Raw genomic sequence first — 19,708 nt, forward strand, 5'->3', positions numbered from 1 at the left:
TTTTGGCTTACTCGGGAGTATACAAATAAACTCTAAAAATGGTGGGAATGTATGATCAATGTAGCGATTATCGGTACAGGAGCCATTGCTTCCGCACTTATAAAGCATATCATCTTTTTCAAGATCGATGTAAGATTGGCGCTATTTGTGACATTTATCCTGAAGAGGCTGAAAAATGGCATCAGATTTTAACCTCGATGCTGAAGTTTACATCGACTATCACCAAATGTTAAATAGGCGTTCTTTATGAACGTCTTGTAACCCCTGAAAGGGTGAAATCAATGCCAATTACGGTACAAAATGTACTTGATAAATTAATGGAACCAGTGGAGAGAATCCCAAAGACTGTGGATACTCTTAAGGCAGGTAATCTAGGAACTGAAATAAAGGGAATTGCGACAGCCTTTATGGCTACACACAAGGTCATTGAACAAACCATTGCTTTGGGTGCAAATTTGTTGATTACCCATGAAGGGATATACTTCAGCCATCACGACGATACCGAATTTTTGGAAAAGGATCCGGTGTATGACGAAAAACGCAGGTTGATTATTGAGTCAGGTCTTGCAATCTACCGTTTCCATGATTATTGGCATCGGTATCAGCCAGATGGAATTATGGCTGGTTTAATTCAGGCTCTCGACTGGCAAGCCTATATTGAAGAAAATCAGCAAGCTGTAACAATTCTAACGATTCCACCCATGACATTAGCACAGATTTCCGAGTATCTAAAGGTACGGCTAGGGATACAGTATTTACGATATTCTGGAGATTTAGCGATGAGATGTACTCGCATTGGGCTCTTAGCTGGGTATCGAGGTGGGGGAAGTTTATGTATCCCGCTATATGAACAGGAAGAATTAGATTTAATTATTTATGGAGAAGGACCAGAATGGGAAACTCCGGAATATGTCCGAGATGCGATTAAACTAGGAAAGAACAGAAACCTTATCGTTCTTGGGCATATGGAAAGTGAAGAACCTGGAATGAGTTATTTATCACAATGTTTGCAATCAATGTTTCCGAGTATACCAACCTATTTTATTCCAGTAGAGCAAGCCTTGCAGGTTATATGAATCGGAAAACGTTAATGAAATGGATAGGCAGTGATAAAGTTGAAAAGTACTTTCAAAAATAGCTCAAAAAATAGTGCAGACTTATACAAAGCAGAACATAATGAAAGTTATGCTGCTTGGCTGCAATATAAAAAGATAGAAAATCGAGTCATAGCAGAAGAATATACTCAATGGTGCAGGAGTCTTACCGTTTTAGGGGATTCTGTCGTCATGGAATCCGCTAAGAGGGAACTTATCGAAGGTATTTCTTCTATGTTAGGAATGAAGCCGGAATCCAGCTCGGAACCTCAGCAATCTGGTCTTGTATTAGCTGAAATAGGTACGGTTGGCGATTTAGTAGATGTAGATGGTAAACAACTAAATGATGATGGATACGTAATTAAAACAGTTTTCTCGGGTCAGGAAAATACTATATACATTGTGGGCAAAAAGGATAAAGGTGTCTTATATGGTGCCTTTCATTTATTGCGCCTCATGCAAAACAGGGAAAATATACAACAGCTCAACATCGTTGAAAACCCTAAAAATCAATTACGCATGCTTAACCAGTGGGACAATATGGATGGCAGTATCGAACGAGGATATGCAGGAAACTCGATTTTCTACAAAGACTATCAATTCTCAGCTGAGCTTAATAGAGTTGGAGATTATGCAAGACTTCTAGCTTCCGTTGGTATTAACGGAATTGCTATTAACAATGTGAATGTTCACCAGGAGGAGACGAATTTAATTACCAGCTCTTTACTCCCAAAAGTGGCTGAAGTGGCCGGTATTTTTAGGTCTTATGGTATTACAACATTCCTTAGCGTCAATTATGCGAGTACAATCCAAATTGGAAATTTAACAACAGCTGACCCGCTAAATTCAGAGGTTCGCGAATGGTGGAAAGAGAAAGCAGAAGAGATATACAGCTATATTCCTGACTTCGGCGGGTTCCTAGTGAAAGCCGATTCAGAACACCGCCCTGGACCATTTACATATGGACGCAATCATGCAGATGGTGCAAATATGCTCGCAGATTCACTACAGCCTTTTAATGGGATTGTTCTTTGGAGATGTTTTGTTTATAACTGCCTTCAAGATTGGCGTGACCGCTCTACCGATCGAGCAAGAGCTGCATATGACCATTTTAAACCGTTAGACGGCCAGTTCCATTCCAATGTAATATTACAGATTAAGAACGGTCCAATGGATTTCCAAGTCCGCGAAGCTGTTTCGCCATTATTAGGTGCGATGGAAAAAACGAATCAAATGTTGGAATTCCAAATCACTCAAGAATATACAGGACAACAACGGCATCTTTGTTATCTGGTTCCACAATGGAAAGAAATTCTGGATTTTGACACGTATGCAAATGGAAAGGGATCAGAGATCAAAAAGGTCGTAGATGGCTCTCTGTACCGCAACCGGTATAGCGGGATTACCGCCGTATCCAATATTGGAAATGATTATAATTGGACCGGTCACACGCTTGCACAAGCTAATCTATACGGATTCGGACGCTTGACGTGGAACCCAGATTTAACATCTGAAAGTATCACAGATGAATGGATCGGACAAACCTTTGGCGATGATCAATTGGTTAAAGAACAGGTTAGCAGAATGTTGCTAAAATCATGGAGTATCTATGAAAAATATGCGTCACCACTTGGTGTTGGCTGGATGGTAAATCCAAATCACCATTATGGACCAAACGTCGACGGGTATGAATACTCCGTTTGGGGGACGTACCACTTTGCAGATTGGCAAGGAATTGGAGTGGACAGGACGGTAAAAACAGGAACGGGTTACACCTCTCAATATTTTAAAGAAAATGCAGAAATGTATGAAGGGCTTGAAACATGCCCAGATGAATTGCTGTTATTTTTCCATCATGTCCCTTATACGCATAAGCTAAAATCAGGAGTAACAGTGATTCAACATATTTACAATACTCACTTTGAAGGGGTAGAAGAGGCTGAGGAATTGGTTGAAACTTGGTTACAGCTTAAGGGAAAAATTGATTCTGAGCGATTTGAAGATATCTTAAACCGATTACAGGAACAGGCGGACCATTCTAAAGAATGGCGGGATATTATTAATACCTATTTTTATAGAAAATCAGGAATTAAAGATGAGTTAAATAGAAAAATCTATTAATTTGATAGAAGGAAGAACAGTTCTTTGTCACTAATCTTCAGATCGTAAATAATAGGAGGTTTCATTCACATGACAGGAAAAAATGCTCTTGGAACAAACGTGATTGCACAAATTGGTATTCTTGTTAATGATATTGAAAAAACAAGCCAGAAATATGCTGATTTCTTTGGGATAGAAAAACCCGAGTGGAGTTTAACTAATCCATTGGAGCTTGCAAAAACAGAGTTTGAGGGAAACACAACTGAGGCTCGTGCAAAACTAGCATTTTTTGATATGGGATCTCTTCAATTAGAATTAATTGAACCGGATCATTATCCTAGTACGTGGCGGAAACATTTGGATGAGCATGGCGAAGGTCCTCACCATATTGCCTTTTTTATAGAAGGAATGCAAGAAAAAGTTGCTATAATGGAAAGTAAGCAAATGCCGTTACTTCAAAAAGGGGAATACACCGGTGGAAGATACGCGTACATGGACACATTCAAAGACCTTAAAATTATTACGGAATTATTAGAAAACGATCGATAAATAGGTGATGGAGGAGATACTTGTATGGTACTCCTCTCCTTTTAAAATTACTAATAGGTGGGATAAAAGATGCGGATTTTGATAACGGGGGCAAATAGAGGTTTAGGATTGGCCTTATCAAAGATTGGGGCTGAAAGAGGCCATCAAATTATTTCTGGAGTCAGGGATCTCCAAAAAAGTGAAGAAAGTCTAACACATTCTGAGATTTATAAATCCATTTCACTCCTGCCTTTAGATGTAACAGATGAAGAATCCGTTTCTTCAGCTGCTAATACAGTGAAAGAAAACTTTGGCACCATTGACGCAATCATTAATAATGCAGGGGTTTTATTAGAACGTGATAAACAGATTGAGGAATTGGATCTGGATCAGGTGAAAGTAACATTCGATGTCAATTTCTTTGGTCCTATTCGAGTGGTAAAACATTTCCTTCCTCTTCTAATGATGGGTGATCGTTCTTCAATCATCAACATTTCTTCCGAAGCCGGTAGTATGGCGAATGCTTATGGAGGTGACTATGCATATGCTTCTTCTAAGACAGCATTGAACATGTTCACGCTGCAATTAAGCCAGTATGTAAAGAATAATAATATTAACGTTTACTCCGTACATCCAGGGTGGATTAAAACAGACATGGGCGGAGAAAGAGCGCCAGGGAACCCTATTGATACGGCCAAGGGGATATTTGATATTATTGAAGGTAAACAAGAGATATCCGATGACAATGTTTTTATCACATATGAAGGGCAGCCAATGCCATTATAACGAAGATAAAGAGTGGTGAATGAATTGATTAGATTGGCAGCAGTGCTTGGCGATTATTATCATTCGCATGAATGGGCGAAAGAAACACTTGAAAAAGCTTTGAACATTGGTAAGGAAGACATTGAAATCGACTATTGCCATCCAGAGCAATTACCAGAAGTACTTAGGAAGCAGCCAGATGCGGTGATTCTTTTTAAAGAAAATAGATACAATCCTTTGGAAGAAAACGCAGAGACATGGATGACAGAAGAACTCTCGTTAGTAATAACCAATTATGTAGAGAATGGCGGCAGCTGGCTTGCATGGCACTCTGGTTTAGCTTCATATCCTGTTGAAGGACCTTACGTAAAAATGTTAAAGGGGTATTTTCTTTATCATCCTGAAAAGCACCAGTATGTCCATTACAAAGCTGCCGAAGGAAACGCAGTCGTTCCAAGTTCTACTTCTTTTGAAATTATGGACGAACATTATTTTGTTCATTGTGATAAGGGGAATACAAATGTATTTCTTGTCGCTGAGTCAATTGATGGCAAAGCTGAGGCAGGGTGGTTCCACCATTATGGAGCGGGAAAAGTATGTTGTTTAACACCTGCTCATAATAAAAACGGGCTATTGAACGAGAATTTTTTGAATGTTTTAAGAAACTGTGTAAACTGGCTAATTTTAAGATAGCAAAATCGATCTATATATTCTTCTATACTGTATTAGTTTCAAACTTTGGGGAAACTAACATATAAAACGGTTAGGAGTGAACAAGGATGTTCATGCAAGGATCGATAATAGCAGGAGAGTTTGATTCATCTTTAAATGAATTTGTTCTACAACAAGTGAAACATTTTGAAACAGAATCTATTCTTAAGGAAAACCAATTAAACCAAATCTATGATTACCTTAAAAGAAACCAACACCAAGAGGATGGACAAATTATCACCTTATATGATCAAATGCCGATAAGATTATCTCAAGAAGAAATTATCCGGTTTATTGTTGATTTAGAAAAAGTTAAGTGTTTGTATCAATAACTGACTAAAATGTTATTGTGTTGGCGGGTTTTTTTGAATATTGGAGTATGTAAAAAGCTTACTCAAATGAGTAAGCTTAAGGTCCAACATAAACACTTTCACATGTTCCTGGTTTTGGTTCATAATAACAATGCTGCTTAAATTGACCAGAATGCGGTTGACCGTACCAGGTTGGCGGGCATGGAGCATACGGATTAAAATACCAAAGGGAATATTTTGATGGGTGTTCTCTCCAATAATCCAAATTCTGTTTGGCTAATCTTTTTTCCGCTGATCGCGCTCTTTGATAAAATACATTCCCTTTTTGAACGGCTTCGAAAGAAAAATTGCCTCCTTGGACATGAAAAATGACATCGTTCACGTTTCTAAGATCTTTAAAATCTAAACAATCTGCTTTAACACGATTAACAATGACATTGCCAACCATTAACATTCCCTGTTTTCCTTCACCCTCAGCTTCTGCCCTCATCATCCTTGCCATTAAGTCAACATCTGAACTTCTGTAATTTATTCTTGGCATCTATCTTCTCACCCCAAAAATATAGTATGAAAAAACAGATAATGATGTCATTGTTTGTGAATAAAGAATGTCTTATGTGCTTGATTTTAAGAACGTGTATGTCTGTGCTGTGATTATGCCTATAGATCATAAAATATGCTAAAATAATGGAAACGCACTACTCATCAAGCTGGGACTACTTCTTCCAGTAAAAGTCAATTTTTTGAAAAGGAGATAACAACAATGTCCAAAACTTTAGATTCTTTGAGCACAGAACTCGTTTCTTCTTTACAAGGAGAAAAAATGGTTTCATTGATTACGTTAGACGCTGAAACCAAATTCCCTCAATTAAGTGTTGTATCTTGGGTTTATGCCAATCCTAACGGGACTCAAATAAAGATAGCTCTAGGGCATAAAGCATCAAGCATCGAGAACATTCGCAGAAATCCTAATGTTCTAGTTGGAATCATTGGGGCCGGAAGCTGCTATGAAGTACGTGGTACCGCACAGGTATCACAGATATATGAGAAGACAATGAAACTATGTATAGTAACCATTGAGGTTGAAGCGGTGGAGAATGTTATGTTCTACGGCGGCAAAGTTACCGTGGAACCGGAATATGAAAAAACCTATAATCCAGAACTAGCGAAAAAACTAGATTCAGAGGTTTACGAGCTTTTTACACAGAACGATTAATAAGAATTTGGAAACACGCCTGGAAATGTTCAGGCGTTTATTCATGTAATAGGCGGGAATTCTCCGCCTATGAATTCTCATACCTACACAAAAATACATATGGAGGAGGCAGAAATGGTAATTCGACATTTACTGCCGGGATACAAAAAGTTAATTCTATAAGATTTCTGAAAAAAACAATTATTCATAAGAATGTAGTAGTATTATGAAAATTTTTATACTAAAATTAATAAAACAGTCAATAGAAAGCGATTATAGAAGGGAGTACAACAATTGAAGCAAAACCTCAAAGCAATCCTTGCACCCATGAGTCCTAGACAAAGACTGGAATATATATGGGATTATTACAAGTTTCATATCATTGGGACAATTGCCGCTATCATCCTATTAATCTCTTTTATTAGCAGTATTGGTGACAAAAAAGAAATTATCCTAAATATGACGATTATTGGACAAGGGGTAAATCCAGAAGGTGTTAGTCAATTACAAGAACAATTAACCAACAAGCTTGTGCAAGACAAAGGCAATAAAGAAGTTTTTGTTCAATTTTTAACATATAATAAAGATAGTATGGACCAGGCTTCGCAAGCAGCGATACAAAAAATGTCTGCAGAGATTACGCTTGGAGCCATTGATTTGTTGATTGTTGAAAAAGAATTATTCGACGAAATTTCCTCACAGCCATCATCGTTAGTAGCATTAAATGATATCAAGGGAACTGATAACCTGTTAAAATCTGATGATAAAGTTTACGGGATCAGTGCATCTGATATTAATCTGTTGACTCCTCTCGAATTGGATGAAAACAAGATATTATGTGTCCCTGGTACAACAAAAAACTTGAAGAATATCAATAAATTTTTCACATTAGCAACCCAGTAAAACAAAAAGGAGATTCTTTCAACTCGGAAGAATCTCCTTTTTTTGTATGTATGGACCATGCTTGAGTGCAAATAAGGACAATAAATTAGTCGAATCACGTTATAGGAAAATCGTAATTTTCTAGTAAGATAGAGATGTCAGTAAGCGTTTCCAATGGGAAGGTGATATTAATGCCAAAATACAGTATAGCCGTCGACATCGGAGCATCAAGTGGAAGACTTATATTGGGGTATCTTGAAGATGGACGATTAAAACTAAATGAAATTCATCGCTTTGAAAACAAAATCGTAAAAAAAGGGGATTCCTTTTGCTGGGAAGCCGATAAACTTTTCCAAGAAATCAAAAATGGACTGAAAAAGTGCAAGGACCTGGGCATTAAGCCAGACAGCATGGGAATTGATACATGGGCAGTCGACTTTTTGTTATTAGATGAAAATGATCAGCCGTTAACTGACGCTGTTTCCTATCGTGACCCGCGCACAGATGGAATGATGGAAGAGGTCTTCCAGCTGTTTTCAAAAGAGTGGCTTTACCTTGAAACAGGCATTCAGTTTCAGAAGTTTAATACAATCTATCAATTATATTCTATCAAGAAAAATAATCCTGAAATTCTAGAAAAAGCAAAATCATTTTTGATGATTCCCGATTATTTTAATTACTTACTTACAGGTAAGAAAGCAAATGAATACACGAATGCAACCTCTACACAGCTGGTAAATTCCTTCACGAAACACTGGGATAATCAGATATTAGATGTACTCGGAATTAATAAAGAAATGTTCCAGGAAATCAAAACTCCAAAAAGTATTCTTGGAACTCTATCAGAAAATCTCGTTTCAGAGCTTGGTTTCGACCTTCAAGTTATTCTACCTGCCACACATGATACAGGTTCAGCGGTGATTGCCGTACCGGAAGAAGAGGAATCCATCTATATCAGTTCCGGCACATGGTCACTCATTGGAGTAGAAAACTATTTTCCAATCTGTGTAACGAAGGCATTGGACTATAACTTTACAAACGAAGGCGGGATTGATTTCCAATATCGATTCTTGAAAAATATCATGGGTCTATGGATGATCCAAGAAGTGAAGGGGAATTACAATGACGAATATTCCTTTGCCCAGCTTGTGGATTTAGCAAGAGAAGCAGGGGATTATAAGGCCACAGTAAATGTAAACGATGACCGTTTCCTAAAGCCGGATAACATGATTGAAGCCATCATGAATTATTGTATTGAAACGCAACAGCCTGTACCAAGTACTCCTGGTGAAGTGGCAAAATGTGTGTTTGAAAGTTTAGCAGTAAGCTACCAAGAAGCTGTTGGCGAGATTGAAGAGATTTTCGAAAAGAAGTTTACAAAAATTAACGTTATTGGCGGCGGCTGTCAAAATGAAATGCTTAATCAGCTCATTGCTGATGTCACCCATAAAGAAGTCTATGCTGGACCTGTTGAAGCAACGGCGATTGGTAACATAGCAGCGCAATTAATGGCTCTGGGAGAAATCAGCGATATTAAAGAAGCACGTTCGATTATTAAAGAGTCATTTGAAGTGAAAAAGTATCAACCAACTCAGCAAGTAATCAGCTAAATAAAGAAAGGAAGAATATACATGTCAATTAAAGAAAATTTTGAACTTGCGAAACAAGCATATGCTAAATGGGGAGTAGATGTTGAGGAAGTAGTGGAAAAGCTAAAAAGTGTACCAATTTCCATCCATTGCTGGCAAGGCGATGATGTTGCTGGATTTGAAGTTAACCAAAACGAATTATCAGGCGGTATTGATGTTACCGGAAATTATCCAGGAAAAGCAAAAACAGCTGAACAATTAAGAAGTGATTTAGAGAAGGCTTTATCGTTAATCCCAGGAAAACATCGTGTTAATTTACATGCGATTTATGCAGAAACAAATGGGGAAGTGGTTGAACGTGATCAGCTTGAACCAAAACATTTTGAGAACTGGGTAAAGTGGGCAAAGGAAAATGGATTAGGCTTGGATTATAACCCAACATTATTCTCACATCCGAAAGCAGATGACGGTTTAACTCTATCTCATCCAAACGAAGAAATCCGTGAGTTCTGGATTAATCACTGTATTGGCAGCCGTAAAATTGGTGAATATTTCGGAAGAGAACTAGGTACACCAGCATTAACAAACATTTGGATTCCAGATGGCTATAAAGATATTCCAAGTGACCGTCTGACTCCAAGAAAAAGATTAAAAGAATCATTAGATAAAATCTTTGCAATTGAAATGGATGAAAGATATAACCTTGATGCTGTTGAAAGTAAAGTATTTGGAATTGGTTCTGAGTCTTATGTAGTTGGCTCGCACGAATTTTATTTGAACTATGCGATGAAGAATAATAAATTGTGTTTACTCGATACCGGTCACTACCATCCAACCGAAACAGTTTCTAATAAAATCTCTTCTATGCTTTTATTTAGCGAAAAACTTGCGTTACACGTTTCAAGACCCGTTCGCTGGGACAGTGACCATGTTGTAATTCTTGATGATGAATTAAGAGAAATCGCATTAGAAATCGTTCGAAACGACGCTTTAGACCGTGTGATCATCGGACTAGATTTCTTTGATGCAAGTATTAACCGAGTTGCAGCTTGGACCATTGGTACACGGAACATGATTAAAGCTCTCCTTTATGCGATGCTAGTACCAAATGAATATTTAAAGCAACTTCAAGAAGAAGGCAACTTTACTGAAAGATTAGCATTAATGGAAGAATTCAAAACCTATCCATTTGGTGCAGTTTGGGATTACTATTGTGAAAAGATGGGTGTTCCAGTAAGAGAAGCTTGGTTAGAAGAAGTAAAAGCTTATGAGCAAGAGGTACTATTAAAGCGATAATCTAACAATGTAAAAAAACAGACCTATTTCACTGTACTCACTTATGTCGGATAAATTCTAATAAGTGGGACAGTTCAAATAGTATCTGTTTTTTTATTTTTTAGAGACGGTCATCTTCCCATGCTCTATCATAGTCTTTGATATTGTCATTTCCAGTTCTAGTAAGGCTATCGGCAGCCTTATTGGTTTTATTAGATTTCATAAGCTTTGTTACTTTAACTCTATCGTCCTTTTTCAAAATCGCATTACCTCCAAAAGATAACGTTAATACGGAAATTGCGATGAATAGTTATTAAATTGTTGATAAGCTTGGTCTAATTTCTGCTGTTCTTCTGCCTCTAATTTATACCATCCATGCTGGAACATGAGGTTATAAAGTTCCCTGCAGCTTTGATGTGTTTCAGTCAGAATTTGTAATACATCCGTATAAAGCTGTTCGTGACTCGCTTCCCTTACCGCAATGTTAAGACTGTCTGTTAAATACTTACATGTACTAAGTGCGTCATTAACAAAATCTCGATCATTCATATCTGGAGTTTTAACTTTAGGCAATTCTCCAGTTTGAGGATTCGTAATTTGATTGCTGCTTTGACTTTGCTGATTGGACATTTCTCTTCCTCCGTTCCTTACTATTCGTTACTGTTGTTGCATCTGCTGTGTATTAGGAAGATTGGCTAATACAGAATTGTTATCCACCTGAAGGTGAGTTAGTAATCGTTGATAATGATTTTGATGCATTTGGCCTGCCTTATTCAGCGCTTCCTTTAATTGAGGATTTTGGATTTGATTTGCCATAAAATGAAATTTCTTAAATGCCAAAAGCTCCCATGATAAGGCATCCTTTAAGTAAAGCACATCCTTTGTCGTAATAGCCCTTGGTGGATTTGGAATTGGTGGTTGATTATTCTGCATAGATAATACTCCTTTCAGTTGACTTCCAACAAATTTATATTTTGCAAAATGTAACCATTATATGCTTTTTATTTTTATATCTTATTTTTGTTTTTCAAACATTATGTTATAGTTATAATTGAAAACAAACATAAATAAAGGAAAAAACAATATAAATAAAAATGGCGGTTTGGAAGGGTGCAGGATATGCTAGTAGCGGAAAGGCAAAGAAAAATTGTTGAGTTAGTAAATGAAAAGCTAAGTGTAAGAGTTACGGAACTGAGTAAAATTTTTTCTGTAACGGAAGAAACGATTCGCAGGGACCTTGAAAAGCTTGAAAAAGAAAATCTATTAATGAGAAGTCATGGCGGAGCAGTTAGTATTGAAAAGGATCAGGGTGAAACTTCCTATATAGAAAGGGAAATCACCAACGCTGCTGAGAAGAAAGCCATTGCCGCAGAGGCGGTGCGTTCTGTTGAGCCGGGGGACCAAATTGTTTTGGACGCAAGTACAACGGCATGGTATGTGGCAAAGGAATTAGAGGATATGCCATTAACGGTACTAACAAACTCAATTAAAGTAGCAATAGAACTGAGCAAAAAAGAACAAATCAAAGTCATTTCCACAGGTGGAACGTTATTATCACAATCTCTATCATATGTCGGTCCGCTTGCAGAACGCTCTCTCGGAATGTATCACGTCAATAAGGCGTTTATCTCTTGCAAAGGAGTGCACCTTGAAAAAGGACTAAGTGACTTCAATGAGTTACAAGCACTACTGAAGAAGCAAATGATGGACATTGCGGATGAAACAATCCTCATGGTAGATTCAAGTAAGTTTGGGACACGAGCATTTTCGCAAATTGCTCCTATAATAAAGATTGACTGTATAATTACTGATTCAAACATAGATGACCAAACCAAAAAACTGCTAGAAGAGAAAAACATTAAAGTAACCATAGCGAATTAAGCATTGGAAAAGTTACATAGCATAACGAAAAACCAAAACCCTATCTTTTTATAGAAGGGTTTTTTAGTTTATTATAAATAATAGGTGAGCTAACGAGAGGGGCCATGCAATGGGGATTATAGTACAAGAAATTTTTTCTAAGAAAATCCTAACCGAAGCAAAGGGTTATTTAGATGTTGGATTTACTCATTCTTTAAATCCCTATAGTGGTTGTGCGTTTTCTTGCAGGTACTGCTATGTAAGAGAAATGCCAATTCAACGATTCAAAGAAATTCCTTGGGGAGAATGGATAGACATAAAAACAAACGCAGCTGAGAATTACCGAAATGAAATCATAAAACTTCGTAAGAAAAACAAACCCGTGAATATTTTCATGTCTTCTGCAACCGATCCTTACCAACCCATTGAACGGACAGCAAACATTGTCAGAGAGATATTAAAAGTAATGATAGAAAATCCACCGGATTCACTTTGGGTTCAAACACGATCCCCACTGATCACAAAAGATATAGATTTGTTAGCGGTGTTGAAAGAAAAATGTAAAGTCCTTGTATCGATGACAGTTGAAACAGACAGAGAAGACATAAAACAAATCTTTGCTCCTTTTGCTCCCGGAATTAACTTACGGTTAAAGGCTTTGAAAGAAATTCATGATGCGGGAATAACCACACAAGCTTCGATATCACCAGTATTGCCATTTACTTCTGATTTTCCGAAAGTGTTGGAAAGAATCGTCGACCACATTTGGATTGATACGTTAACCATTGGGGATGGTGCAAAGGGGAAACGTTCCGAGAGATTAGGAATGCCCATGCTGTTTAAGGACCATGATTTATCGAAATGGTATCGAAAAGATATCCATGTCATGGTAGAAAAGTATTTTCATAAATATTTCCCTAGTGAAATGATACGGGTTTCTAAACAAGAAGCCTTCTTAGAATAAACAAGCTTGAGCTTTCATAATGAAAAAGATTCAGACCATTTGGTCTGAATCTTTACATATGGTTTCTATCAATTTTCTTTCCAATCAAAATTTTCGATGAAATGTACGAATGCCTTAACTACATTCCATTCCAAAGACTCTTTATGATAATACATCCACGTTCTTCGCAAAATAGGAGTTCCTTCTAGATCTAAGAGATTAATTTTGTATAAATCTTCAATTCCAGTAACAACCCTGCTCGACAAGATGCCATAGCCTAAACCATTTATGACCATCTCTTTACACGTATCAACTTGGTCGACTTCTATACTAATAAAGGGCTCTTCAGCATAATTTTCTGCCCACCAGTGGTCAATGACTGATTTTAATAAATAATCCCCTCTATAATCAATTCTAGGAAGACGAGGAAGGTCCGTCATATCAATCTTATCTTTTGATGCAACACAGATGGTCTCCTCAAATATTTGATGTTTCGATAAACCTCTCCAGCCATAATCTCCTCGAACAAAACTAATATGGACATCTTTATTATGGATTAGTTGCGTTACGTCCCTGCTCCAGCCCGTAACAACCTTGAATTCCACATGGGGATATTGCTGTTTAAATAGTTTTAAAATATAAGGAAGTTCATAATTCGCAAAAAAATTGGATACCCCCAATTTCAACGTACCTACCACTTCATTGCTCTCGTTATTACTCATATTTTTGACAGTTTCTTTTACCCTTTGATAATGAGCAAGGGCCTCCTCAGCACAATGGACTAGATATTCTCCTTGAGGGGTGAAGTGCACCCCCCGGCTTTCACGGGTTATGATTTTAACACCTAGCTCTTCCTGCAAATGCTTTAATCGATTCGTTAATGCGGGTTGTGTCAGAAATAATAGTCGTGCTGTTTTTGTTAGATTTTTTTGATGATAAAGTTCCTTCAGTATTTCCCAATCACGATAATCCATGTTCACCCATCTACCTGATATAATTTTTTTTTATTAATAAATATAATTTTTTATCATTTTCTTTATTTCAATTATTACATTATCCTAATACTGAAGCAATCAATAAAACATTATTAAATTATCCAATCTTAACATAAAGGAAACTCAAACTTGGGGGTATTGTAATGGGAGTGGAAAACCAACCAAATCCATGGAAAAGATTTACTGGTCCTAACCTGGGCTATGTAATAGAACAATATGAACGGTATTTGAACGGGTCAGGCACTATTGATCCTGAATTAATTGAGCTTTTTATTGAATGGGGCTCACCATTGTCTATTGAGTCAGCTTATAAGAAAGAACCAATTGAACATGAAAAGATTAATCCTACTAATCTGGCAGATTTAGAAAAAGTAATGAAAGTGGTAAAACTGCTCGAAAACATTCGTTCTCACGGACATTTAGTGTCAAAATTAAATCCGTTAGAAGAAAATCAAAACGATCATGAGTTTTTCAACACTCAAAAACATGGAGTTAGTGAACATGATTTGAAAGCGATTCCAGCTAAATTGGTTTGGGAGGAAGCACCGGAAGGTATTCAAAACGCATGGGATGCTATGAATCATTTAAAGAATATGTATACCTCTACAATAGCCTTCGAATTTAACCACGTCCATGATATCGAGGAAGTAAAATGGTTAACTCAAATGGTAGAGACGGGTTCACTGCAGCAATCTTTATCAAAAGATGAGCAAATGAAGCTATTAAAGATTTTGACAGAGGTTGAAGGATTTGAGCAATTCTTGCATAAAACCTTTGTCGGCCAAAAGAGATTCTCCATTGAAGGTGTTGACATGCTTGTGCCCATGCTGGATGAAGCGGTGCGAGAAGGTGTTGGTGAGGGAGTACGCAATGTCTTGATCGGTATGGCACATCGCGGCCGCTTAAGCGTTCTTGCACATGTATTAAACAAACCATACAGCAAGATTTTCTCTGAGTTTCAGCACTCTTACGCAAAACAACAAGGTCCGTCAGAAGATTTAGTTGACATTAGTGAGGGATGGACCGGAGATGTGAAATACCATTTAGGCCGTGATCGCTTTGTTGAAGGTCCTAATACCTTTAGTACACGAATTACCTTAGCCAATAATCCAAGTCATCTTGAATTTGTAAATCCCGTGGTCGAAGGGTTTGCAAGAGCAGCACAAGAGGATAGACAGAAATCTGGATACCCGGAGCAGGATGTTAAAAAAGCATTTGCGATTTTGGTTCATGGTGATGCAGCATTTCCTGGTCAGGGAATTGTTGCCGAAACATTAAATTTGGGCGGACTAAAAGGATACCGAACTGGCGGAACCATCCATATTATTGCAAACAATATGGTTGGCTTTACGACAGATAGCCACGATTCTCGTTCAACGAGATATTCGAGTGACCTGGCAAAAGGGTTTGAGATTCCAATCGTACATGTAAATGCGGATGATCCAGAAGCCTGTCTGGCAGCTGTTCGCCTTGCATATCAATACCGAGCACGTTTTCAAAAGGATTTTGTGATTGATTTAGTCGGATACCGAAGATTTGGCCACAATGAAATGGATGATCCAGCAGTAACCCAGCCGCAAGTGTACAAAAAAATTGCGAGCCATCCAACTGTAAGAGCATTGTATTCCAAACAGCTGCAAATGAAAGGCATTCTTGATTCCAAAGAAGTAGAGCAAATCAACCTAAGTGTCCAAGGGAAGCTGCAAGCGGAATATGAAAAAGTGTCAGAGAAGAAGCAGGGTGAATCTCCTGCAGAAGTTGAGGTTCCTGGGGTTATTGCCAAGGGAATTCCACCCTTGGACACAAGCGTGCCGCTTGATACTTTGCGCGAGCTAAACGGTGAACTATTGAAATGGCCGGAAGGTTTTCATGTTTATCCAAAATTAAAGCGGATTCTCGAGCGCCGTGAAACAGCGCTTGATGAGAACGGAAAAGTAGAATGGGCAGTAGCAGAAGTCCTGGCATTCGCAGCCATGTTAAAAGAAGGAACGCCGATTCGTTTAACAGGTCAAGATTCTGAACGTGGAACTTTTGCACAGCGACACATTTTGCTCCACGATTCAGAAAGCAATAAAACTTATTCACCTTTACACCGTCTTCCACAAGCACGGGCCTCGTTTGCAGTTCATAATAGCCCGCTGTCGGAAGCTGCTGTTGTAGGTTTTGAATATGGCTACAATGTATTTGCTCCTGAAACACTTGTCATGTGGGAAGCACAATATGGCGACTTCGCCAACACGGCACAGCCCCTATTTGATCAGTTCGTTTCGTCGGCACGAGCAAAATGGGGACAAAAATCCGGGCTTACACTTTTATTGCCTCACGGTTATGAGGGGCAAGGTCCCGAGCACTCCAGCGCCCGACTTGAACGTTTCTTACAATTGGCAGCCGAAAATAACTGGACTGTAGCAAACCTGACAAGTGCGGCCCAATATTTTCATATTTTGCGCCGTCAAGCATCGATTTTAGGTACTGAGTATGTTCGTCCACTAGTGATAATGACACCGAAGAGTCTGCTTAGACACCCTATGGTCTCATCCTATGCGGCAGCTCTTAGCGATGGCCAGTTCCAAACGGTTATGGAACAGGAGAATCTAGGAAAAGAGACAGAGAAGGTAAAACGGTTAGTGTTAACGACGGGTAAGGTAGCAATCGATCTTGCTTTAGAAATCGACTCAAATAATGAAAAGAGAAATTTGGACGAGATACACATTGTGCGAGTTGAACAATTGTATCCATTCCCGAAGGAAAAAATTGAACCCATCATTAATCGATATCCCAACTTGCGGGAAATTGTTTGGGTGCAGGAAGAACCGAAGAATATGGGAGCATGGCATTATATTGCTCCAACTCTTTATGAGCTTGCTGCTGACAGCCTGACTGTCGGTTACATCGGGCGTCAGTATCGTTCAAGCACCGCAGGCGGTGACCCATTAGTTCATAAGAAGGAACAAGAACGTATTATCGAACAGGCGTTAAATACTGATAGTATAGTAATTACTCAGAATCAAGAAAAAGAGTCTACTAGAAACAGATAAATCATTACCGAGAAACCAAGTTGAAATCCTAATTTGAAAAGACTTAACCTAATTCCTAGGAGGATATGAAACATGATAGAAATAAAAGTACCGGAACTGGCAGAATCCATTTCAGAAGGAACCATTTCTCAATGGCTCATTAATATAGGTGATAAAGTATCCAAAGGGGATAGTGTTGTAGAACTGGAAACTGACAAAGTTAATATAGAATTAAATGCCGAATACTCAGGTGTTATCACAAAAGTATTAAAAGAACCTGGTGATACGGTAGAAGTAGGTGATGTCATTGCTGTTATTGAAGAGAACGCAGCTGAAGGTGTTACTCCTGCTGTTCCAGCGGCATCTCCTGAAAAACCGGCTAATGAACCATTAGACCAGCCTAGCGGGCATCAAGAGATAGAACTTCCGAAAACGGATCGTCCGATTGCTTCACCCGCCGCAAGAAAAATGGCAAGAGAACTAGGAATCGATTTAAACCAAGTAAGCACTCGTGATCCCCTTGGCAGAATTAGACCTGAAGATGTAAAAGCACATACGAGTACTACTAATGTAACGGAAGAACCAAAGTTGGAAAAGGTAAGTCCAAAACCTATCACACAACAAATAGATGCAGAGTTTGATAAACCAGTAGAACGTGTGAAAATGTCACGCCGCCGTCAAACGATCGCGAAACGCTTGGTTGAAGTTCAACATACCGCTGCAATGTTAACAACCTTTAACGAAGTTGATATGACTGCCATTATGGATTTACGCAGTAAACGGAAAGATGTCTTTTTTGAAAAACATGGTGTCCGACTTGGATTCATGTCATTTTTTACAAAAGCTGTGGTTTCAGCTTTAAAGCAATTCCCTCTTTTAAATGCCGAAATTCAAGGCGATGAATTGATTATCAAGAAGTTTTACGATATCGGTATTGCAGTTGCTGCGCCGGAAGGTCTGGTTGTACCTGTAGTCCGCAATGCAAACCAGAAAAACTTTGCTGAAATTGAACAAGAAATCAGTGAACTTGGTAAGAAAGCTCGCGATAACGCCCTTACTTTAAAGGATTTACAAGGTGGAACTTTTACGATTACAAACGGTGGTGTTTTCGGTTCTTTAATGTCAACACCAATTTTAAATAGCCCGCAAGTAGGGATACTCGGTATGCATAAAATCCAGTTAAGACCTGTAGCAATTGATAAAGAACGAATGGAAAACCGCCCGATGATGTATATTGCTCTTTCTTACGATCATCGAATTGTAGATGGAAAAGAGGCTGTTAGTTTCCTTGCCGCAGTAAAGGAATTGTTAGAAGATCCGCACTCTTTATTATTAGAAGGATAAACCAAAACCAACAGACCGTTTTACGGTCTGTTTTTATTTTTCAAAGACACATTAGTGGCCATGTTGTTAACTAAGTAAAAGCAAACGGACTCAATTGTGACAAAAATGTTGATTAAACAAAAATAAACAGAAAAATATATTTGTTTTTATGTTGATTTATGTTTGTTTTGGGTTTATGATTACAGTGTAAAGAATAAAACAAACAAACAAACTTTCAAATAAACCAAAGTGTTCATATAAGGAGAGAAATGAAAATGAGTATGACTTTGATAAACGACGCTATTTACTCTGCTCCATTTTTACAAGAAATGTTAGAAACAACCTCAAATTTATATCGTTTAGGCTGGGATGAACGAAATGGGGGGAATATCAGTTATTTATTACATGAATATGAGATTCTTCCATTTTTGAATGTAGACGATGTTAAAAGAACAGTACCAATGAACTTTGATGCAAAAGCACTTGCTGGACGGTACTTCATCGTTACCGGTTCAGGGAAATATTTTAAAAATGTAAAAAGAGATCCAGCTAATAACCTCGGTATTATCCGCATTTCAGGTGATGGTAAAAGCTATGAAATCCTTTGGGGATTTGAAGATGGCGGGGTTGCAACTAGCGAATTGCCAACACATCTTATGAACCATATGAAACGCTTTGCAGTTGATAAGACACATCGTGTAATTATGCACTGTCACGCAACAAACTTGATTGCGATGTCCTTTACACATAGTTTAAAGGAAGAGGATTTTACAAAGACCTTATGGGAAATGTGCACGGAATGTCTGGTTGTTTTTCCTGAAGGGGTAGGAATCATTCCTTGGATTGTTCCAGGAACAAATGCCATAGGCGAAGCAACTGCAGAGAAAATGGAACAAGTCCGACTCGTACTTTGGCAGCATCATGGAATCTTCGGAGCTGGCAGTACACTGGATGAAACCTTTGGTTTGATTGAAACAGCTGAAAAAGCCGCTGAAGTTTATACCATTGTATGTGCCCAAGGTGGTAAAAAACAAACCATTACCGACCAGCAGCTTTTAGATTTAGCAAATGCGTTTAAAGTGGAACCACGAAAAGGGATACTTAAACGATAGAATGTAAT

21 protein-coding genes are annotated in these 19,708 nt (G+C 38.2%); 16 read left to right on the forward strand and 5 right to left on the reverse strand.

What is annotated here, in order from left to right; genetic code table 11:
- Positions 1-51 precede the first annotated feature (51 nt).
- The 7 genes from QNH29_RS11750 to QNH29_RS11780 all read left to right on the forward strand — a co-directional run bounded on the left by QNH29_RS11750 (position 52) and on the right by QNH29_RS11780 (position 5,530).
- Positions 52-192, forward strand: coding sequence for a hypothetical protein (locus tag QNH29_RS11750; RefSeq protein ID WP_283864944.1), 141 nt, complete (start codon positions 52-54; stop codon positions 190-192).
- Between the two features lie 89 nt (positions 193-281).
- Positions 282-1,076 (forward strand): Nif3-like dinuclear metal center hexameric protein, encoded by a 795-nt coding sequence (locus tag QNH29_RS11755; protein WP_283864945.1) that lies wholly within the window; start codon positions 282-284, stop codon positions 1,074-1,076.
- Positions 1,077-1,115: 39 nt separating this feature from the next.
- Positions 1,116-3,215 (forward strand): alpha-glucuronidase family glycosyl hydrolase, encoded by a 2,100-nt coding sequence (locus QNH29_RS11760; protein WP_481858794.1) that lies wholly within the window; start codon positions 1,116-1,118, stop codon positions 3,213-3,215.
- Between the two features lie 69 nt (positions 3,216-3,284).
- Entirely contained in the window at positions 3,285-3,743 is a 459-nt protein-coding gene (locus QNH29_RS11765; RefSeq protein ID WP_283864946.1) for a VOC family protein, read from the forward strand.
- Positions 3,744-3,812: 69 nt separating this feature from the next.
- Complete coding sequence (locus QNH29_RS11770) at positions 3,813-4,508, forward strand: SDR family oxidoreductase (RefSeq protein WP_283864947.1); 696 nt, start codon at positions 3,813-3,815, stop codon at positions 4,506-4,508.
- Between the two features lie 15 nt (positions 4,509-4,523).
- Positions 4,524-5,180, forward strand: a complete 657-nt coding sequence (locus tag QNH29_RS11775; RefSeq protein ID WP_283864948.1) for a ThuA domain-containing protein — start codon at positions 4,524-4,526, stop codon at positions 5,178-5,180.
- Between the two features lie 86 nt (positions 5,181-5,266).
- Entirely contained in the window at positions 5,267-5,530 is a 264-nt protein-coding gene (locus QNH29_RS11780; RefSeq protein ID WP_283864949.1) for a hypothetical protein, read from the forward strand.
- Between the two features lie 76 nt (positions 5,531-5,606).
- On the opposite strand, the gene QNH29_RS11785 is transcribed toward QNH29_RS11780, so the two are convergent.
- A complete protein-coding gene (locus QNH29_RS11785) occupies positions 5,607-6,050 on the reverse strand; it encodes a cell wall hydrolase (protein ID WP_283864950.1) in 444 nt (147 codons plus the stop codon).
- Positions 6,051-6,272: 222 nt separating this feature from the next.
- Between QNH29_RS11785 and QNH29_RS11790 the strand changes: the two genes are divergently transcribed.
- The 4 genes from QNH29_RS11790 to rhaA all read left to right on the forward strand — a co-directional run bounded on the left by QNH29_RS11790 (position 6,273) and on the right by rhaA (position 10,471).
- Positions 6,273-6,725 carry a PNPOx family protein gene (locus QNH29_RS11790; protein WP_283864951.1) on the forward strand — a complete coding sequence of 151 codons (453 nt, stop codon included), beginning with the start codon at positions 6,273-6,275 and terminating at the stop codon, positions 6,723-6,725.
- A gap of 273 nt (positions 6,726-6,998) precedes the next feature.
- Complete coding sequence (locus QNH29_RS11795) at positions 6,999-7,607, forward strand: hypothetical protein (RefSeq protein WP_283864952.1); 609 nt, start codon at positions 6,999-7,001, stop codon at positions 7,605-7,607.
- A gap of 170 nt (positions 7,608-7,777) precedes the next feature.
- The gene (gene rhaB / locus QNH29_RS11800; protein ID WP_283864953.1) at positions 7,778-9,196 is read left to right on the forward strand and encodes a rhamnulokinase; all 1,419 of its coding nucleotides are present in this window, start codon (positions 7,778-7,780) and stop codon (positions 9,194-9,196) included.
- Between the two features lie 21 nt (positions 9,197-9,217).
- Entirely contained in the window at positions 9,218-10,471 is a 1,254-nt protein-coding gene (rhaA, locus tag QNH29_RS11805) for an L-rhamnose isomerase (RefSeq protein WP_283864954.1), read from the forward strand.
- A gap of 100 nt (positions 10,472-10,571) precedes the next feature.
- Here rhaA and QNH29_RS11810 read toward each other — a convergent pair whose 3' ends face one another.
- The 3 genes from QNH29_RS11810 to QNH29_RS11820 are packed head-to-tail and all read right to left on the reverse strand — an operon-like array spanning position 10,572 to position 11,383.
- Positions 10,572-10,709, reverse strand: a complete 138-nt coding sequence (locus QNH29_RS11810; RefSeq protein ID WP_283864955.1) for a hypothetical protein — start codon at positions 10,707-10,709, stop codon at positions 10,572-10,574.
- Positions 10,710-10,735: 26 nt separating this feature from the next.
- Positions 10,736-11,080 (reverse strand): spore coat protein, encoded by a 345-nt coding sequence (locus QNH29_RS11815; protein ID WP_283864956.1) that lies wholly within the window; start codon positions 11,078-11,080, stop codon positions 10,736-10,738.
- 27 nt (positions 11,081-11,107) lie between these two features.
- Positions 11,108-11,383, reverse strand: coding sequence for a ferritin-like domain-containing protein (locus tag QNH29_RS11820; RefSeq protein ID WP_283864957.1), 276 nt, complete (start codon positions 11,381-11,383; stop codon positions 11,108-11,110).
- A gap of 186 nt (positions 11,384-11,569) precedes the next feature.
- On the opposite strand from QNH29_RS11820, the gene QNH29_RS11825 reads away from it, so the two are divergent.
- A complete protein-coding gene (locus tag QNH29_RS11825; protein ID WP_283864958.1) occupies positions 11,570-12,331 on the forward strand; it encodes a DeoR/GlpR family DNA-binding transcription regulator in 762 nt (253 codons plus the stop codon).
- A 109-nt stretch (positions 12,332-12,440) separates the two neighbouring features.
- Positions 12,441-13,274, forward strand: coding sequence for an SPL family radical SAM protein (locus tag QNH29_RS11830; protein ID WP_283864959.1), 834 nt, complete (start codon positions 12,441-12,443; stop codon positions 13,272-13,274).
- Positions 13,275-13,342: 68 nt separating this feature from the next.
- Here the strand turns inward: QNH29_RS11830 and QNH29_RS11835 are convergent, their stop codons facing one another.
- Positions 13,343-14,227 carry a LysR family transcriptional regulator gene (locus tag QNH29_RS11835; protein WP_283864960.1) on the reverse strand — a complete coding sequence of 295 codons (885 nt, stop codon included), beginning with the start codon at positions 14,225-14,227 and terminating at the stop codon, positions 13,343-13,345.
- Positions 14,228-14,391: 164 nt separating this feature from the next.
- Here QNH29_RS11835 and QNH29_RS11840 point away from each other — a divergent pair, with 164 nt between their 5' ends.
- The 3 genes from QNH29_RS11840 (at position 14,392) to rhaD (ending at position 19,700) form a co-directional block, all read left to right on the forward strand.
- On the forward strand, positions 14,392-17,286 hold the full coding sequence (locus QNH29_RS11840; RefSeq protein ID WP_283864961.1) for a 2-oxoglutarate dehydrogenase E1 component: 2,895 nt from the start codon (positions 14,392-14,394) through the stop codon (positions 17,284-17,286).
- A 72-nt stretch (positions 17,287-17,358) separates the two neighbouring features.
- Positions 17,359-18,609, forward strand: coding sequence for a 2-oxoglutarate dehydrogenase complex dihydrolipoyllysine-residue succinyltransferase (gene odhB / locus QNH29_RS11845; RefSeq protein WP_283864962.1), 1,251 nt, complete (start codon positions 17,359-17,361; stop codon positions 18,607-18,609).
- Positions 18,610-18,869: 260 nt separating this feature from the next.
- Positions 18,870-19,700: a rhamnulose-1-phosphate aldolase gene (gene rhaD / locus QNH29_RS11850; protein ID WP_283865615.1), complete on the forward strand. Its 831-nt coding sequence runs from the start codon at positions 18,870-18,872 to the stop codon at positions 19,698-19,700.
- The last annotated feature ends 8 nt before the right edge of the window (positions 19,701-19,708 follow it).

Source organism: Neobacillus sp. DY30 (assembly GCF_030123065.1).
GTDB lineage: Bacteria > Bacillota > Bacilli > Bacillales > Cytobacillaceae > Neobacillus.